Here is a 17,336-nt window from a genome sequence, read left to right on the forward strand (position 1 = left end):
ACTTTACCGACCCATCCGATGTGTCACGCTTACGACGCGAGATCGGCCAGGAACTTCTTCACCAGCGGCACCGCGGTCTCCGCGCCGAAGCCCCCGTCCTCGACCACCACGGCGAACGCGATGTCGCCCTGGAAACCGGTGAACCAGGCGTGGGTTCGCGGCGGGACGTCGCTGCCGTACTCCGCGGTGCCGGTCTTTCCGGAGACCGGGCCGCCCGGAACGCCCTTCAGTGCGGTGGCCGTGCCGTTCGTCACTACGCCGCGCATCAGCGAGCGCAGGGTCTTGGCCGCGGCCGCGTCCAGCTTCACCGGTTCGACCTCCGCGGACGTTTCCGCGGAAGCGGTGGGTTCCGCACTCGCCTGGCCACCCTCGTCCTCGGAGGTGGGCTCTTCGCCGGTGCTGCTGGGCCGGCCGTTGAGCACCAGCCGGGGAGCGTGCCAGGTGCCCTCGGCGACCGCGGCCGAGGCGCTGGCCACGGTGAGCGGGCTGGCCAGCACCTTGCTCTGGCCGATCATCGAGGCGGCGTGCTCGACCGCGTCGCCCTCGGTGGGCACCTGGCCCAGGTAGGCGGTGACCCCGGTGGCGTTGGGCTGGCCGTAACCCAGCGACCTGGCGGCCTCGGCGAGTTCGTCCTGGCTGATCAGCCGGGCGCTGCCGACGAAGGCGGTGTTGCAGCTGTGGGCGAAGTCGTCGGCGAACTTCACCCGGCCCAGCACCTCGTCCTCGGCGTTCTTGAAGGTCTTGCCGCCCACGGCCAGGGTGGCCGGGCAGGCCACGGTCTTGTTCGCGGTCATCCCGCCGAACTCGAGCAGGCCGAAGGTGGAGGCGACCTTGAAGGTGGAACCGGGCGGGTACTGGCCGAGCAGGGCCCGGTTGTAGCTGTTGCCGTTCGGGCCGCCGTTGGCGACGGCCAGGATGTTGCCCGTCGCCGTGTCGATCGCCACCAGCCCGGCCAGCTTCTTCGCCGAACCGAGCGCCTTGTCGGCGGCGTTCTGCACCTCCTGGTCGATGGTGACCTCGAGGTTCTCGCCGTCAGTGGGGTCGGCGCGGTAGAGCTCGGTCGGCTCGGTCTCCTTCTGGTCCGGGACGGCGGCCGTCACCGCGACCCCGGGCGTGCCCGAGAGCTGCTCGTCGTAGGTGCGCTGCAGACCCGACAGCCCGGTCTCGTCGCCGGCCTGCACCCGCCCGCCCGACTCCTTCACGATGTCCGCGGTGGCCGTGCCGACCGTGCCGAACAGCGGCCGGGCGAAGTCGGAGGTGGGCGGCAGCGAGAGGTTCTTGGTCTGGAACACCGTGCCCGGGATCGGCTGCAGCTGGTCCTTGACCTTGTCGTAGGCGGCCCGGCGCAGGGTGATCACCTCGACGAACACGTCGTCGCCGGCCGCCTTGGCCCGCTTCAGCAGGGCGGCGCCGTCCACGTCGACGATGCCGGCCACCTGGTTCACGGTCTGCTCCAGGTTGTCGGCCCGGGACTTCTGCAGGCCGACCATGACCACCTCGCGATCCTCGACCAGCACCTTCTCGCCGGCGCCGATGATCTGGCCGCGGCGGCCGGTCAGCGTGCTCGCCTCCAGCGTGGCCGTGGCCAGCGCGCCGGTCAGCTGGGGGTGCACCAGGGCCGGGCTGTACTCCGGCAGCCAGGCGTCGTCCTGCTTCACCAGGGTCAGCGTGGTGTCGTACTGCCACTGCTGGTCGCCGGTCAGCGGCCAGCTGACCTTCAGCGGCACGCTCGCCGTCTCGCCGCTCTCGGACTCGGCCGGCTCGCCCGCGGTGACCTCGGCCGGCTTGTCGGTCTTCTCACTCGTGAGGCCCGCGGTGATTTTCTGCACGGCGCCCGCCGGGTCCTTGGTCTCGCTCGGGGCGAAGGCCAGGGTGGCCAGATTGCCGCCGGTCCAGGCCCGGGCGAAGGCGGTGGCCGCGGTGGTCTGAGCACCGCTCTGGTCACTGCCTCTCAGCAGGTACAGGGCTGCACCCCCGGCCCCGGCGAGGACCAGTACGGCGACCAGGACGGAGATCAGGACGCGACGGCTCACGGTCCCCGACGGTAGCGGTCGAGCCGGGCCTGCGGTACGAAAGGTGCGTGCCCTCCTTGATCCTTGGACCAGTCCTCCGGCATGTCGGTGCCGAACACGCAACGGTCTGGGTCGAGGTGGACACCCGCTGTGAGGTGTCCGTGCTCGGCGCGACCGCGACGACCTTCGAGGTCAGCGGCCATCACTACGCCCTGGTGCAGGTGGGGGACCTGCCCGCGGCCGAGACGGTCGAGTATGACGTGCGTCTCAACGGGGTCCAGGTCTGGCCCCCCGCAGAGCCCGGCCGGCCCGGCGTGTCGGGCGGGGGCCCGGTGCTGCCGCCCTCCCGGATCCGCACCCTCGATCCGGAACGCCCGCAGCGCATCGCGTTCGGTTCCTGCCGGGTGGCCACCCAGCGCACCGTGAAGGGCAAGCGCAAGTACGGGGTGGACGCCCTGGAGGCGTACGCCGTCCGGATCGCCAACCACCCCGACGACGGCTGGCCCGACCTGATGCTGATGCTCGGCGACCAGGTGTACGCCGACGAGACCACCGAGCTCACCCAGCAGCGGATCGCCGCCCGGCGCGACATCACCAAGCCCCCGAAGCGCGAGATCGCCGACTTCGAGGAGTACACCTGGCTCTACCACGAGTCGTGGAGCGACCCGCAGATCCGCTGGCTGATGTCCACGGTCCCGATCGCGATGATCTTCGACGACCACGACGTGCACGACGACTGGAACACCTCCCGGTCCTGGCGCCAGGACGTGAAGAAGACCTCGTGGTGGGCCGAGCGCATCGTCGGCGGGCTGGTCTCGTACTGGGTCTACCAGCACATCGGCAATCTCTCGCCGCAGGAGCTCGCGGCCGACGAGGTGTACCAGCGGGTGCTGCAGTGCGCCAAGAACGGTGAGGACGCGGCCCCGATGCTGCGCGAGTTCGCCGAGATGGCCGACGCCGAGGCGGACGGGGGCAAGGGCTACCGCTGGTCGTTCTGGCGGGACCTGGGGCGCACCCGGCTGGTGGTGATCGACTCGCGCTGCGGCCGGATGCTCGACGGCGAGTACCGCTCGATGCTGTCCGACGCCGAGTTCGCCTGGGTGGAGGAGAAGGCCCGGGGAGACTTCGACCACCTGCTGATCGGTACCTCCCTGCCCTGGCTGATGGCCCCGGCGCTGCACCAGATCGAGGCCTGGAACGAGCATCTGGCCGAGGGCGGGGGGCGCCGCGGCTGGGTGGGGGAGCAGCTGCGGCGGGCCTCCGACCTGGAGCACTGGCCGGCCTTCCGGGAATCGTTCGACCGGTTGTCGCGGCTGATCGCCGACGTGGCCTCGGGTGAGCACGGCAGCCCGAGGCCGGCCTCGGTCTGTGTGCTCTCCGGCGACGTGCACCACAGCTACATCTGCGAGGCCGACGTCACCCCGTTGATGCGCGAGGTGCCCGCCGACGCCTCGAAGGTGTACCAGCTGACCTGTTCGCCGGTGCACAACACGATCCCCGCCGTGATGCGCCTGGCCTTCAGCATCTCCTGGACCGCGCCGGTCACCCGGATCGCCCGGCTGGTGTTCACCCGGCCGCGCACCATCCCCGAGACGCTCATGCGCTGGAAGTCGCTCGGGGGGCCGCTTTTCGGCAATGCCATCTCCACGTTGGTGCTGGAGGGCCGGGCCGCCCGGGTGGTGCTGGAGTCGACCCGGCACGCCAAGCCCCAGCAGCCGCGCCGGCAGTCGGACGGCGATCCGATGGGCAGCGAGTGGGAGCTGACCCCGGAGGACTGGGACGAGTCGCGCTACCCGCTCGAGGTCGAGATCGCGCGCGACCTGTCCGCGCACTCGTGAAGCGCGGTGCTGCCTTCTTCTAAGTAGCTCTTCGGACCGAACCACCGATCGAGGACGCGGGTGGGCACCCAGGTGCCCACCCGCGTCCTTCGTTTGCTCTTCTCCCTTCGGGAACAATCTCGACAGCGATACGTTAACGATATATCGTCGAAGCATCGATAGAAGGAGGACGGCGATGACGAGGCACACACCTCAGGAGATGACAGCGAGCGGCGCGGCAAGAGGCCGGGCCCGGGCATGGAAGGAAGAGCGAATGAGGCAGGCAGAAGAGATGAACCGCGAGACACCCGAGTGGGGATCCCCCGGGGAAGGAGGCCCGTTCGGCGGGCGCCGGTTCCGTCGTGGACGAGGTTTCGGCTTCCCCGAAGCAGTTGGCCCGAGGGGGGCTCGCGGTCAGGGGATCGACCCCAACGACTTCCCCGAGGGTGAAGACGACCGCGAGGGAGGCCGGGGGCACGGCCCGTTCCACGGTGGGCGGCGTGGTCCCGGTCGGTTCGGCCCGGGTGGGTTCGGGCCGGGCGGTTTCGGCCCGGGCGGTTTCGGTCCCGGTGGTTTCGGGCCGGGCGGCTTCGGCCGAGGAGGCTGGGGCGGCGGTGACGGGCCCGGTCGTGGTCCGGGTCGTGGTCGCGGCGGGCGTCGTCCGCGGGGCAACGTACGGGCCGCGATCCTGGCCCTGCTGGCCGAGGAACCCCGTCAGGGCTACCACGGCTACGCGATCATGACCGAGCTGACCAAGCGCAGCGGTGGTCTGTGGCGCCCCAGCCCGGGATCGGTCTACCCCGTGCTGCAGCAGTTGCAGGACGAAGGTCTGATCACCGCGGAAGAGGCGGAGGGCGGCCGCAAGGTCTTCGCGATCACCGGCGCCGGCGCCGAGACGGTGCAGCAGAACCCGGGCGAGTTCAGTGAGCCGTGGGCGATGGCCGGCCCGGGGCAGCGGCAGCGGGTGCAGACCCTGTTCGAGGGGATGGGCGCGCTCGGTCAGGCCACCCAGCAGGTGGCCCGGCTGGGGTCGGACGAGCAGGTCGAGCGGGCCCGGCTGGCCCTCGACGAGGCCCGGCGGCGGATCTACCGGATCCTCGCCGAGGACGAGTCCGCCGACCCGGACGCGCCGGTGCCGACCGGTGACCAAGAGTGACCGTGGCGGGCGCCCGGAGCGCTGATCCGGGCGCCCTCCCGTCGGGACCGCAGGCCAGACGGCTGTTCCGGTGTGCGGTCCCGGCGGGTGTGATCCACGCTGTTCGCTCAGGGTGGACACCGGATCCGGGATTCTGCGACGAACCGGTAGCGTTGTAGGTGCCGGGTGCCCGTTCCACGGCGCCGACCCGAAGGGTCGGCCGGAGCGCGGACGGGGCCGACGAACCACAACGCGCGAGGGTCGCAGCCGCGCCCGGCGATGGAGGAGGACGCACGTGCTGGATCCGCGGGATCTGTACACGCTCGCCGAGGAACAGCCGGCCGAGGGAGAGCTCGACCGCCCGGTGCTGGTCCACGCCCTGGGCGGATTCATCGACGCGGGCAATGCCGGCCGGCTGGCCGGTGAGCACCTGCTGAGCTCTTTGGAGCACCGGGTGCTGGCCACGTTCGACGTCGACCAGTTGTACGACTACCGGGCCCGCCGTCCTCCGATGACGTTCATGGAGAACCACTGGGAGAGCTACGAGGCTCCCCGGCTGATCCTGGAAGAGGTCAGGGACGTGGAGGGCCGGGGCTTCCTGATGCTCACCGGCCCCGAGCCGGACATCCAGTGGGAGCGGTTCGTCGTCGCGGTCACCCAGCTCGTCGATCACTACGACGTGCGGCTGACCGTGGGCGTGCACGCCATCCCGATGGCCGTGCCGCACACCCGCCCTGCGGGGATGACCGCCCACGCCACCCGGCGCAACCTGATCGACATCAAGAACTCCTGGTCGGGCAACGTGCAGGTGCCGGGCAACGTGGCCGGACTGCTGGAGCTGCGGCTCGGGCAGGCGGGCAAGGACGCGGCCGGCTTCGCGGTGCACGTGCCGCACTACCTCACCCAGGCCGAGTTCCCCGACGCGGCGGTCGCCCTGGTCGACGCGGTGGCCGATGTCGCCGACCTCACCCTGCCCACCGGCTCGCTGATCGAGGCGGGCATCGAGACCCGGGCGGCGATCGAGGAGCAGGTGGCCGGCCAGCCCGAGGTCGCAGCGGTGGTCAGCGCGCTCGAGCAGCAGTACGACGCCTACGCCGCGGGCGAGGGCAACGCGCTCCCGCTGGCCGACGGCCCGGGCGAGCTGCCCACGGCCGACGAGCTCGGGGCCGAGCTGGAACGGTTCCTGGCCGAGGAGAACGACCGCAAGGGCCGCGGCGACAGCTGAGACGCCTGAGCTCGGCTGACGCTGTGCTCAGGCGAGGTGACCATCCGTCGCGATCTGGGTACCCTGCCTGTGTTTGATCGGTGATCCGTACTTTTCGGGGGTTCGTGATGAGCATCGACAGCACGTGGATCAGGGCGAGCGGCGCCGAGGGCAGCGACGAGTTCGTCGAGATGCGCCGCACCGGCGACATGATCGAGGTCCGCTACTCCAAGGGCGGCGAGACCGGTGACGTCCTGTCGTTCACGCCGGGGGAGTGGGACGCCTGGCTCGACGGTGCCAAGAAGGGCGAGTTCGACCACCTGGTCTGAGGCTCGACCGACCAGAACAGCCGGAGGACGCCGGTGGGCCTGCTGGTCAGCAGGCCCACCGGTTTCTCGTGCGGGCTCAGGCGCGGGTGGGCGCCTGTTTACGCGGCCAGATCTTCAGCGTCCGGCTGTGGCTGAACGCCACCAGGGTGATCATCAGCACCGAGAGGCCGAACAGGAATCCGCCGATCACGTCGGTGAGGTAGTGCACGCCGAGGCCGAGCCGGTCCAGGGCGACGATCACCGGGAAGGCCAGGGCGCCGGACCACAGCGCCACCCGGGCCCGGGTGCTGCGTAGGTAGAACCCGTCGGACGGGAGCCGGACGTGGTGGCGCAGGCTCGGCTCGAGCAGCACCACCACGATGCCCGCGAACATCACCGCGTTGGTGGTGTGGCCGGAGGGGAAGCTGGCCCCGGCGGCCAGGTAGATCGGATCCGGCAGGTCGGGACGGGCCCGGTCGACCAGCAGCTTGACCACCGCGTTGAGCGTGCCGCCGATGGCGAGCGTGACCACCATCCAGGCCACCGCCCGGCGGGCTCCGTGCCGCCAGAGGACGAAGGCCGGGATCAGGAAGATCGCCCGGATCACGAACGGCTCGGTGGCGTGGCCCAGCACCGTCAGGATCGAGTCCAGCCAGGGCCGGTCGACGACGTAACCGTGGGCCCCGGTGGCCACGTCGTGGTCGATCTCGGGGACGTGCGGCAGGCCGGTGGAGACCAGGACCATGAGCAGGACGAACCCGCCGAGCAGCGTGGTGCCGAGGAACAGCAGCAGCCCGGCCAGGACGAGCTTGCTCTCGTTCTCCAGCGGCCAGTCCTCTTCCGGGGCCGGGGGATCCGCCTCGTCCCACGTGACCGCCTCGGATGCCGCTTCGTCCTGCCTCTTGCCCGCCAAGCTCTTTCCTCTCATTCGGCCGTCTCCGGCCCGGTGTCCTCTTCTTCGACGACGTGATGGCTGCGGACCGTGGTGATCGTGTCCGCCTCGGCCGCGGCCTTGTCCGGCCGGTGGGCCAGCACCCGCGCGAACCGCAGCGCCAGGCCGGCCGGGTAGCGGGGGGAGCGCTGCACCCCGTCGAAGGCGATCTCGACCACGAGTTCGGGGCGCACCTGCACCACCCACCGCGACTCCTTCTCGGTGAGCTCGCGCAGCTTCTCGGTCTGCCAGGCCAGCATCTGGTCGGTCAGGCCCTTGAAGGTCTTGCCCAGCATCACGAAGCCGCCCGGCGGGCCGTACTCACCCTCGGGATCGCGGGCGCCCAGGTGCAGGTTGGACAGCTTGCCGGTGCGCCGGCCGTGCCCCCACTCGGCGGCCAGCACCACCAGGTCCAGCGTGATCCGCGGCTTGACCTTGACCCAGCCCGCCCCGCGCCGGCCCATCGTGTAGGCGGAGGCCAGCGACTTCACCACGACGCCCTCGTGGCCACGGGCCAGGGTGTCGGCCGCGAACGCCTCGGCCCGGGCCACTTCGCCTTCATCCGCCGGATCCTCCACCACGTGCCGGGGGACCACGAGTTCAGGCGCAGCCGCCTCCAGCCGGGTGCGGCGGGCCGAGCCGGGCTGGTCGATCAGGTCGTCGCCGTCGACGTGCAGCGCGTCGAACAGGGTGAGGCCGAGCGGGGTTGCGGCGCGGGCACTCTCGACGTCGCGCCGGGCCACCCGCGCCGAGGTGACCTGGAAGGGGGCGGGACGGCCGGAGGCGGTGGTGGCGATCACCTCACCGTCGAGGATGGCCTCACCGACCCCGAGAGCCCGCACGGCCTGGACCACTTCGGGTACCCGGGCGGTGATGTCGTCGAGCGTGCGAGTGAACACGGCCACCTCTTCGGCCCGCCGGTGGATCTGCACCCGCACGCCGTCGAGCTTCCACTCCACCCCGGCCGGGCCGGTCTTGCTCAGGGCCGCGCCGAGTTCGGGGGCGGGCGCGGCGAGCATGGGGGCCAGGGCGCGGCCGACCGAGAGCTGGAAGGCGTTCAGCGAGTCGGCCCCGCCCTCCAGCGCCGCCGCGGCCACGTCGGGCAGGTCGCCGTGCACGGCCAGTGCCCGGCGCACCGCGGCCAGGGGGACCTCGGCGGCCTTGGCCACCGCATCGACGATCAGCCCGGCCGCCGCCCCCTGCCGCAGTTCACCCGAGATCAGGCCGGAGAGCAGGCGCTGCTCGGGCGCGGTGGCGGCCGCCATGAGCGAGTGCACGATCTGCTGCCGCTCGCCGCTGGAGCCGGGCCCGGTGAGCAACGAGGCCCGGGCCAGTGCATCGTCGACCTCGCGCACGCTGAGCGTGGGCTGCGGGGCCGGCGGGGGTGCGGAGCGCAGCGAGGCCCAGCCCAAGCCGGTGCGCCGCTGGAACGTGCGCCCGGACAGCCAGGCCGCCACCACCGGGGCATCGCTGCCCGAGGCCTGGCGCAGGCAGGCCGCCAGCAGCGCGATCTTCTCGCGCCGGGCGGAGGCGGCGGAGACGGCCTCGGAGGCCGCCGCGATCTCGGAGAGAAGCACGGGACCTACTCTGCCCGCCACCACCGACAAGAACACTTCGAGTGAACTCGCGCCGACCGGCGACACTTCGCGGTGACGCCCGCCATCATGGGCCGAATGAGGCGTTTCGTCCGCTGGGGCAGTTGCTTCGCCGTCCTGCTGGTGGCCGGTGGCGTCTGGCTGGTCCTGGACCACCGGTCCGACGAGGCCGCCGGCCGGGCCGCGGTCGAGCAGTACCGGCAGCGCACCGGCGTCACCGATGTCTCGGTCGCCTGGACCGAGCGCTTCGGTGACTGCGCCGTGGTCGCCCTGCACGACTCACGTCAGCAGGGCGTCGGCTCCATCGTGGTGCAACGCGCCGGGCAGACCTGGAGCACCGCGCGTTCCACCGAGGAGGAGGGGGTGTTCTTCGACTCCGACGACGTCGGCAGCCACCGTGACTGCCTGGACGTCGCCGAGTCCTCCGGGCCTCTGGTCAACGGCGCTCCGGTCAGCTCTCGGTGACCGTGCCCACCCCGTCGCTCGCCGAGACCGCGAACCGCCGGGTCACCCGGACCGCCTCCAGCAGCCGCCGGTCGTGCGAGACCAGCAGCAGGGTGCCGCCGAACGACTCCAGCGCCTGCTCCAGCTGTTCGATCGCGGGCAGGTCGAGATGGTTCGTGGGCTCGTCCAGCACCAGCAGGTTCACCCCGCGCGCCTGCAGCAGGGCGAGCCCGGCGCGGGTGCGCTCACCGGGGGAGAGGGTGCCGGCCGGGCGCAGCACATGGCGCGCCCCGAGGCCGAACTTGGCCAGCAGAGTGCGTACTTCAGCGTCCGGCCAGTCCGGCACGTGGGCGCTGAGCGCCTGCGCCACCGTGTCGTCCCCGGTGAACGCCGAGCGGGCCTGGTCGATCTCCCCGACCACGACCCCCGACCCGAGTGACGCCCTCCCCGATGCCGGCGCCAAACGTCCCAGAAGCAGTGACAGCAGGGTGCTCTTGCCGGAGCCGTTGGGGCCGGTGATCGCGATCCGGTCGGCCCAGTCGACCTGCAGCGTGACCGGGCCCAGCCGGAACGGCCCGCGCTGGGCGACCGCCTGGTCGAGCGTCGCCACCACCGAACCGGAACGGGCGGCCACCGCGATCTCGAACTGCAGCTGCCACTCCTTGCGCGGTTCCTCGACCACGTCCAGCCGCTCGATCATCCGCTGCGTCTGACGTGCCTTGGCGGCCTGCTTCTCGGCCGACTCGGCCCGGAAGTTGGGCACGAACTTGTCGTTGTCGGTGGCCTTGCGCCGGGCGTTGCGCACTCCCTTGTCCATCCAGTTGCGCTGGGTGCGGGCGCGTTCCTCCAGACCGGCGCGGGTGTCGGCGTAGTCCTCGTAGGCCTCGCGGGCGTGCCGCCGGGCCACCTCGCGCTCTTCCAGGTAGGCCTCGTAACCACCGCCGAACACGCTGACCTGCTGCTGGGCCAGGTCCAGCTCGACCACCCGGGTGACCGTGCGGGCCAGGAACTCACGGTCGTGACTGACCACCACCACCCCCGAGCGCAGCTCGGCCACGAAGCGCTCCAGCCGGGCCAGGCCGTCCAGGTCCAGGTCGTTGGTGGGCTCGTCGAGCAGGATCACGTCGTAGCGGCTGAGCAGCAGCGAGGCCAGGCCGGCCCGGGCCGCCTGCCCGCCGGAGAGCGAGGTCATCGCCGAGTCCAGGCCGCCGGTCAGCCCCGAGCGCAGGCCGATCTCCTCGGTGACCTGCTCGGCCCGCTCGTCGAAGTCGGCGGCGCCCAGGGCCAGCCAGCGCTCCAGCGCCACCGAGTAGGCCTCACCGTCGCCGCCGTCGGCCAGAGCCTCGGCGGTGGCGTCCATCTCGGCCTGGGCCGCGGTGATCCCGCAGCGCCGGGACAGGAACTCCAGCACCGTCTCACCCGCGCGCCGCTCGTGCTCCTGGGGCAGGTAGCCGACCGTGGCCTGTTCCGGGCTCAGCGAGACCCGGCCGCTCTCGGCCTCGTCCAGCCCGGCGAGGATCTTCAGCAGGGTGGACTTCCCGGCGCCGTTGGCCCCGACCAGACCGACCACGTCACCGGGGGCGACGACCAGGTCGAGGCCGCTGAACAGCTGGCGGTCACCGTGCCCGGCGGCGAGTTCGCGGGCGAGCAGGGTTGCAGACATGACTCAGAGACTCTTTCATCCCGGGGGGGCAGCTCAAGCGGATATCCGGCTCAAGCTACCGGCCCGGGACGGGTGGTCAGGACGCGTAGGCCACCGGCAGAGCACGCGGGTTGTCGGACGAGACGACCTCTTTGCCCAGCGGGGCCAGGGCCACCAGCGCGAGTTTGATGTTGGCCCAGCCGAACGGGATGCCGACGATGGTCACGCACAGCGCGAGGCCGGTCATCACGTGGCCGATCGCGATCCAGACGCCGGCCAGCACGAACCAGAGCACGTTGCCGATCATCGACGGGGTGCCCGCGTCGTGCTGCGGCACCAGCGTGCGCCCGAACGGCCAGAGCACGAAACCGGCCAGCCGGAACGAGGCGATGCCGAACGGGATGGTGACGATCAGGACGAACATGACCAGCCCGGCCAGGGCGTAGGCCAGCGCCAGCCAGAAGCCGGCGAAGACGAACCAGAACACGTTGAGGACGAACCGGATCGCGTCCATGGGGGTTACCTCTGCCTCCTTCGTGGTTCCCCTTCCGGAGAACCTCCACAGGCACCCAAACGCGACGGAGCCCGCAGAGGTTGCATCCGGCGTCCCCAGTTCTGGTTCTGGGGAGTTCTAGTGAGAAGTGGCGACCGGAGTGCCCTTCTCCTGCCCGATCGCCGAGAGCAGCTCGTCGAACCAGGGCTGCGAGGTGTCGAACGGCTTGCCGCCGCGGATCCGCGGGAACTCGATCGCCCGGAGCCGGTTGTCCTGCTCCTCGTCGTGCCCGATCACCCCGCTGACCCCCTCCAGCGCGCTCTGCACGGCCAGGTCCACGCAGCCCTTGATCAGGTGCAGGTCCTGCGCGTTGGCCGCCGCCGAGCGGGCGAAGTAGCCGCTCTTCTGCACCAGGACCTTCTCGGCGCCGACCTTCTCGGCGAACTGCTTCGCGAACCACTGGCCGGGGTTGATCGTGTCCAGCTTCACGTGCCCGAACGCGTCCCGGTCGGGCTCCTCGCCCCGGGCGATCAGCTCGGCCACGATCGAGTCCACCCCCGCCCCCTCGGACAGGAAGATGTTCACCGCGCCGACCTCGTCCATCTGCCGGCGCAGCCGGATGGCCTCGGCCTCCAGGTCGATGTCCAGCTCGGGCACGAACACCGCGTGCACGTCCCAGGAACGGATGTCGTTGCCGAAACCGGCGTACTGCTGCTCGGTGACCCACTCGCGGTACTTCGCCGCGGTCGCCGCCGTCAGCCAGCCGCAGTTGCGCCCCATCACCTCGTGCACGATCAGCATGCGCAGGTTCGAGGAGTGCTCGGCGACGATGTTGCGGGCGTAGACCGCGCCCTGTTCGGCCGCCGTGTAGGCGCCCAGGCTCTGGCGGATCGGCACCACGTCGTTGTCGATCGTCTTGGGCAGGCCCACCACGGTCAGCTCGTAGCCGTTGCCGTGCAGGTAGGCGGCCAGGTCGGCGGCGGTGGTGTTGGTGTCGTCGCCGCCGATCGTGTGCAGGACGTCCACCCCGTCCTTGGTGAGCTGTTCCGCGGCGACCTTGAGCGGGTCCTGGCCCTCCTGGACCAGCCCGCGCCGCACGCAGTCGGCCACGTTGGTCAGCTTCACCCGGCTGTTGCCGAGCGGGCTGCCGCCGAACCGGTGCAGCAGGTGCGCCTTTTCCCGGAGTTCCGGGGTGACCTGGATGTAGTCGCCGCCGAGCAGGCCGGCGTAACCGCTCCGGTAGCCGATGATCTCCACCTCGGGGGCGATCTCGGTGTAACGCTCGATCAGGCCGCCGACGGCGGAGGACAGGCAGGGGGCCAGACCCCCCGCGGTGAGCAGTGCGACGCGACGTACGGACATGGCTCGGGCTCCCGTGCAAACCGGACGGCTATTGGCTCGGCAACCTTAACGGGGGTACCTCACCCGGCCGGGGAGCAGGTGTTCGCGTCGGGCACAGCGGGCAGCGGAACAGTAGCGAATCGTGACATTAGTCTCAGGTGATCTCTTCGGCAGGGCGAAACACCGGAGAATAATTTGTCGTTCATCGGCGGGTGATCCCTTGTTCTGGCGCTTGGTGCCGAAACGGTGGGGGCGAGCGCACGACGCACAGCGGGGAGCGGAATACTACGGAACGCCCGAACCGCACCACCGTCCGTGGCAAGAACGTCGACCGTCAGCCCGACCAGGAGGTGGGCCCCATCAGTTCTTACGACGCTCACCAGACCAGCCCTTCCCCGCTCCGTTCCCGCACCCTCGACGCGGCCCTCGTGCCGCTGTCCGGGTCGTCGCCCGGCACGCACCGGCCCTGGAGTTCCCAGGCGGTTCTCGAGGCGCGCGCCGACTGGGTGGTGCGAGCCCAGGACGGGTTCGCCGAAGACGTCCTGGCCGAAGTGGAACAGGCGCTGCGCTCCCCGATCGAACCCCGGGCCCACGCCGCAGCCCTTTTCGTGCAGGCGCTCAGCCTGATGATGCTCAACGAGACCCCGATCGCCGTCATGGTCGCCCGTGAACTGGTCGCGCTCTGCCGGGACACCGGCAATCCCGCCGGCGCGGTGCAGGCGCGCTCCCTGCTGGTCGAACTGCTGCGCAGGGAAGGGCAGCGTGAGCAGGCGGTGGAACAGCTGGCCCACGCCACCGCCGGCGCCGACGGCCTGACCGATCTGCTGGACCAGGACGTGCAAACGGCGCTCGGTGCGCTCGTACTGGCGCATCGGATGATCGGGGTGACCGAGGGCGAGCCGGACGTTCAGCGCCGCCTGGACTCCGTGGAGAAGCACCTACCCAGGCACCAGCAGGTCGCCCGCCTGAGCAATCTGGCCTTCGGATTCGCCGAGCGGGGGGTACGGGCCGCTCACCGACCCCCGTTCGCGGCTGGGCGGGAGTTGCTGGAAGAAGCAGTCGCCGCGATCACCCGGGCGGCGCAGATCGACGGCGGGCGTACTTTCCGCGTGGTGGAGCTGGAGAGGCAGGTGCTCAGCGCGCTGCCCGACGCGATGCTCGGTGATCCGGCCCAGGCGCTGGCTCGACTGACCGGGCCCGCCGGGGTCTCGCTGGAGGAGGGGCCGAAGGCGGCGTCGGCCCAGGTGTTCTGGGCGATCGGCGTGATCCGGTCGCTGGTCCGGCTCGACCGGGCCGAGGAGGCGGTGGCGCTCGGCCGTCGGGTCCTGGCCATGTCGCACGACCACGTGGTGGAGATGGAACGCCAGGTCCTGGCCTACGAGGTGATGCTCGCCGAGCAGGCACCGGTCTTCGCTCCCGGCAGTGGCACGGTCGAGTACCTGAGGCTGGCCGCGCGGCGGGAGGACGAGACGTCGGGGTTGCTGAATGCGTTGTTCCGGGCGCGGGTGGACCTGTTGCGCGGGGCGGACGAGCGACGGGTGCTGGCTCGTGCGGCGCGCCTGGATCCGCTGACCAACCTGGTGAACCGGCGCGGGGGAGCAGATGCCATCTCCGAGGCGGCGTCGCTGCCCGCAGGGGAGCCGGTGGCGTTGCTGCTGATCGACCTCGACGGGTTCAAGGAGGTCAACGACACGAAGGGCCACCTCGCGGGGGACGTGGTGCTGCAGGAGGTCTCGGCCGCTCTGCGCACCGCGGCGCGGCTGGAGGACGTGGTGGCGCGCTGGGGCGGCGACGAGTTCGTGGTGGTCGCGGCGCTGGAGGAGAGAAAGGCGCGGGCCCTGGCGGTGCGGCTGCTGGAAACCGTCCGCACCTGCCCGCAGTCGGCGAGCGCCGAGGTCAGCGCCAGCATCGGGATCGCGGTGCGAACGGCGCCGATCGACGAGCAGGAGTGGCTGAGCCGGGCCGACGAGGCCATGTACGCGGCCAAGCGGGCCGGGGGAGACTCGGCCGAGGTCGGGTAGATCCGTCCGAGGACGGGGGTGGCCGGCTCGCGCTCTACGGTCGCCTTTGTTCGTCTGCTTACGGACGTTCGGCGCGACGGACGTCCGTAAGTCGCCTTTGGCTCGTTGGACTTGCGCACGAAGCAGCGACCACCCTTTGGGCCGATGTAGCCGACCTGTTCCCAGGACGACGTCTCTGGTGTGGACACGGCCCGTCGGGAGCCGTCGACGGGTGCCCTGGGCCCGGCCGGCGCGCAGCGAACGTCTCGCCCTGTGGGTTTCCTTACCGCCGGACTCGCCGTCTGTCTGGTTCTGCTCTTCGCCCTGTCGCTGGTCTTTGCATCCGACCCGAGTGGGCGGTGGATGCGCGGTGGTCCGGCCTCGGTGCATCCCTCGCTTCCGCAGGACCTGGCCGCCGCCCCACTGGCTACCCCCGCCCCGGCGCCCTCCGGTACGGGAGGTTTCAAGCTCCTGGAGTACCAGGACGACGGCTCCGGCGTGCCTGTGCGATGGGACCCCTGCCGTCCGGTGCACTACGTGGTGCGCTCGCAGGGGGCTCCGCCCGGAGGGCAACCGGCGATCGAACGGGCGGTACGGGAGATCGAGCGGGTCACGGGTCTGCGCTTCACCTTCGACGGGGGCACGACCGAGCCGCCCACCGTCAACCGCCCCGCCCAGAACCGCGAGCGCTACGGGAATCGCTGGGCGCCGGTGCTGGTCGCCTGGACCGATCCGGCCGAGTACCCGCACATGAAGGGCTTCGCCGGGCTGGCCGGTCCGGATGCGGTGTCGGGGACGTCGCCGGGGGAGCGCCGGTATGTCAGTGGAGTGGTCTACCTGAACCGGGAGCACCTGGGCGAGGTGGCGACCTGGAGCGACGGTCGGGACCGCATCGACGCGGTGGTCCTGCACGAGTTCGGGCACCTGGTGGGGCTGGACCACGTGGAGGACCCGGGGGAGCTGATGTACCGCACGCCCACCGCCGAGCCGCACCAGGAGGGGTTCGAGGTGGGCGACCGGCGCGGGCTGGCCGCCCTGTCCGGCGGCCCGTGCTACCGCGACTTCTGAACCGGCCCGTCGTGGTGGACCTGACGTCCACGATCCCGGGGTTTTCCACAGGCTGCTGCCGAAAGCGGTTCTGGTGGCCGGTCTCCGGGCAGCATCGGGGCATGTCCTCCTCCGACCTCACGGTGAACCAGGCCGGGCCCGCTGATCTGATCGCTTCGGTCTGGTACACGCTGGGTTTCCGGCCTCTCAACAGTCTCGTGCTGATCGCGCTGCACGGTCCCCGCGGCCGGGTCGGGTCGATGCTGCGGATCGACCTGACGCCGGCCTGGTTCGGTCCGGTGGGGGTGGCCGACGTGCTCGACGCCGCGGTCGAGGCGGTGACCGGGCCCGGCGCAGCCGCTTTCGCCGGGGTGCCGCCCGGTGGCCCGCCGGACGTCTCCGACGAGGAGCGGGAAGGGCCGGACGGTTCCGGCGGGGTCTGGTTGCGGGTGGTGGCGATCATGGCGGCGCGCGATGCGCTGGCGGTGCCCGCCCCACCGGTGGCCCGGGCCCTGCCGCACCGCATGCTCGAGGCCGGGGTCTGGCTCTACGACCTGATCGGGGTCACCCCCACCGCCTACCGCTCGCTGGCCTGTCCCGACGAGAACTGCTGTCCGGCCGGGGGAAGGCCGCTGTCCGAGGTGGAGTCCAGCCGGGTCGCGATGGCCCACGTGCTGCGCGGCGACCGGCTGGCCGACAGCGAGAGCGACGTGATCGGCGACGTGGGCGATCCGGTCTCCCCGCCGGACGAGCAGCCGGATCCCTCGGCTGTGCAGGAGGAGCCGTCGACGCCGGCCGCGCTCGGCGAACGCGACCGGCGCCGCTGGTGGCGCACCTGGAACGCGCTGCTCAGCCGGGTGCCGGGCTGGGAGACCGAGCAGCTGGGCCTCGCCGAACTGGCCGACTCGCACCTGCGCGACGCCGTTTTCGTCCGGCTCGCCGCGGCCCCGGGCCCCGCCCGCGGTCGCCTCCTGCACCAGCTGCTGGCCGGGCAGGTCCCGGCCGACCTGTCCGAACACTGGGGCTCGCTGTTCTCCGGCCCGCCCAACCGCGAGCTGTTCGCCCGCGGCGAGGAGATCCTGGCCGCACTGGCCCGGCGGGGCACGGTCACCGAGCGGGGGCCGATCCTGGCCGTGCTCGCACTGCTGGCCTGGTTCCGGGGCAACGGGGTGCGCACCCGGCTGCTGATGGAACGGCTGCGGGCCGAGAACCCGGAGCTGCCCGGCGAGTTGCCGCGCCTGGCCGGTCTGGTCGAGACGCTCTGCGCCACCGGCATCGCCCCACCGTGGGTCGAGATGTCCGAGGGCACCCAAGGGCGGGCCGGGTGATGCGCGCGACCGGCCGGCCCGGGAGAGTCCAGATTCTGA

14 protein-coding genes are annotated in these 17,336 nt (G+C 71.4%); 8 read left to right on the plus strand and 6 right to left on the minus strand.

What is annotated here, in order from left to right; all coding sequences use genetic code 11:
- Positions 1-29 precede the first annotated feature (29 nt).
- Complete coding sequence (locus tag LWF15_RS17440; RefSeq protein WP_232811900.1) at positions 30-2,033, minus strand: penicillin-binding transpeptidase domain-containing protein; 2,004 nt, start codon at positions 2,031-2,033, stop codon at positions 30-32.
- A 47-nt stretch (positions 2,034-2,080) separates the two neighbouring features.
- Between LWF15_RS17440 and LWF15_RS17445 the strand changes: the two genes are divergently transcribed.
- The 4 genes from LWF15_RS17445 to LWF15_RS17460 all read left to right on the plus strand — a co-directional run bounded on the left by LWF15_RS17445 (position 2,081) and on the right by LWF15_RS17460 (position 6,497).
- Positions 2,081-3,850, plus strand: a complete 1,770-nt coding sequence (locus LWF15_RS17445) for an alkaline phosphatase D family protein (RefSeq protein ID WP_408623446.1) — start codon at positions 2,081-2,083, stop codon at positions 3,848-3,850.
- A gap of 253 nt (positions 3,851-4,103) precedes the next feature.
- A complete protein-coding gene (locus LWF15_RS17450) occupies positions 4,104-4,985 on the plus strand; it encodes a PadR family transcriptional regulator (protein WP_232811902.1) in 882 nt (293 codons plus the stop codon).
- Positions 4,986-5,259: 274 nt separating this feature from the next.
- A complete protein-coding gene (locus tag LWF15_RS17455; protein ID WP_232811903.1) occupies positions 5,260-6,189 on the plus strand; it encodes a PAC2 family protein in 930 nt (309 codons plus the stop codon).
- A gap of 107 nt (positions 6,190-6,296) precedes the next feature.
- Positions 6,297-6,497 (plus strand): DUF397 domain-containing protein, encoded by a 201-nt coding sequence (locus tag LWF15_RS17460; RefSeq protein WP_232811904.1) that lies wholly within the window; start codon positions 6,297-6,299, stop codon positions 6,495-6,497.
- A gap of 76 nt (positions 6,498-6,573) precedes the next feature.
- Here LWF15_RS17460 and LWF15_RS17465 read toward each other — a convergent pair whose 3' ends face one another.
- Both LWF15_RS17465 and LWF15_RS17470 read right to left on the minus strand, forming a co-directional pair.
- Positions 6,574-7,389, minus strand: coding sequence for a phosphatase PAP2 family protein (locus tag LWF15_RS17465; protein WP_232811905.1), 816 nt, complete (start codon positions 7,387-7,389; stop codon positions 6,574-6,576).
- An 11-nt stretch (positions 7,390-7,400) separates the two neighbouring features.
- Positions 7,401-8,984: an ATP-dependent DNA ligase gene (locus LWF15_RS17470; RefSeq protein ID WP_232811906.1), complete on the minus strand. Its 1,584-nt coding sequence runs from the start codon at positions 8,982-8,984 to the stop codon at positions 7,401-7,403.
- 96 nt (positions 8,985-9,080) lie between these two features.
- On the opposite strand from LWF15_RS17470, the gene LWF15_RS17475 reads away from it, so the two are divergent.
- Positions 9,081-9,467: a hypothetical protein gene (locus LWF15_RS17475; RefSeq protein WP_232811907.1), complete on the plus strand. Its 387-nt coding sequence runs from the start codon at positions 9,081-9,083 to the stop codon at positions 9,465-9,467.
- Here LWF15_RS17475 and LWF15_RS17480 read toward each other — a convergent pair.
- The 3 genes from LWF15_RS17480 to LWF15_RS17490 form a co-directional block, all read right to left on the minus strand.
- A complete protein-coding gene (locus tag LWF15_RS17480; protein WP_232811908.1) occupies positions 9,454-11,109 on the minus strand; it encodes an ABC-F family ATP-binding cassette domain-containing protein in 1,656 nt (551 codons plus the stop codon). The two genes, LWF15_RS17475 and LWF15_RS17480, sit on opposite strands and share 14 nt — an antisense overlap.
- A gap of 76 nt (positions 11,110-11,185) precedes the next feature.
- Complete coding sequence (locus tag LWF15_RS17485; protein ID WP_232811909.1) at positions 11,186-11,602, minus strand: YccF domain-containing protein; 417 nt, start codon at positions 11,600-11,602, stop codon at positions 11,186-11,188.
- Between the two features lie 117 nt (positions 11,603-11,719).
- Positions 11,720-12,943 (minus strand): pyrophosphate--fructose-6-phosphate 1-phosphotransferase, encoded by a 1,224-nt coding sequence (locus LWF15_RS17490; RefSeq protein ID WP_232811910.1) that lies wholly within the window; start codon positions 12,941-12,943, stop codon positions 11,720-11,722.
- Between the two features lie 329 nt (positions 12,944-13,272).
- Here LWF15_RS17490 and LWF15_RS37610 point away from each other — a divergent pair, with 329 nt between their 5' ends.
- From LWF15_RS37610 to LWF15_RS17505, 3 genes are all read left to right on the plus strand, one after another.
- Positions 13,273-14,943 carry a GGDEF domain-containing protein gene (locus LWF15_RS37610; protein WP_232811911.1) on the plus strand — a complete coding sequence of 557 codons (1,671 nt, stop codon included), beginning with the start codon at positions 13,273-13,275 and terminating at the stop codon, positions 14,941-14,943.
- 252 nt (positions 14,944-15,195) lie between these two features.
- Complete coding sequence (locus LWF15_RS37615) at positions 15,196-15,990, plus strand: matrixin family metalloprotease (protein WP_232811912.1); 795 nt, start codon at positions 15,196-15,198, stop codon at positions 15,988-15,990.
- A 101-nt stretch (positions 15,991-16,091) separates the two neighbouring features.
- A complete protein-coding gene (locus tag LWF15_RS17505) occupies positions 16,092-17,297 on the plus strand; it encodes a DUF4192 family protein (protein ID WP_232811913.1) in 1,206 nt (401 codons plus the stop codon).
- Positions 17,298-17,336 lie beyond the last annotated feature (39 nt).

Source organism: Kineosporia rhizophila (assembly GCF_021277265.1).
Taxonomy (GTDB): Bacteria; Actinomycetota; Actinomycetes; order Actinomycetales; family Kineosporiaceae; genus Kineosporia; species Kineosporia rhizophila.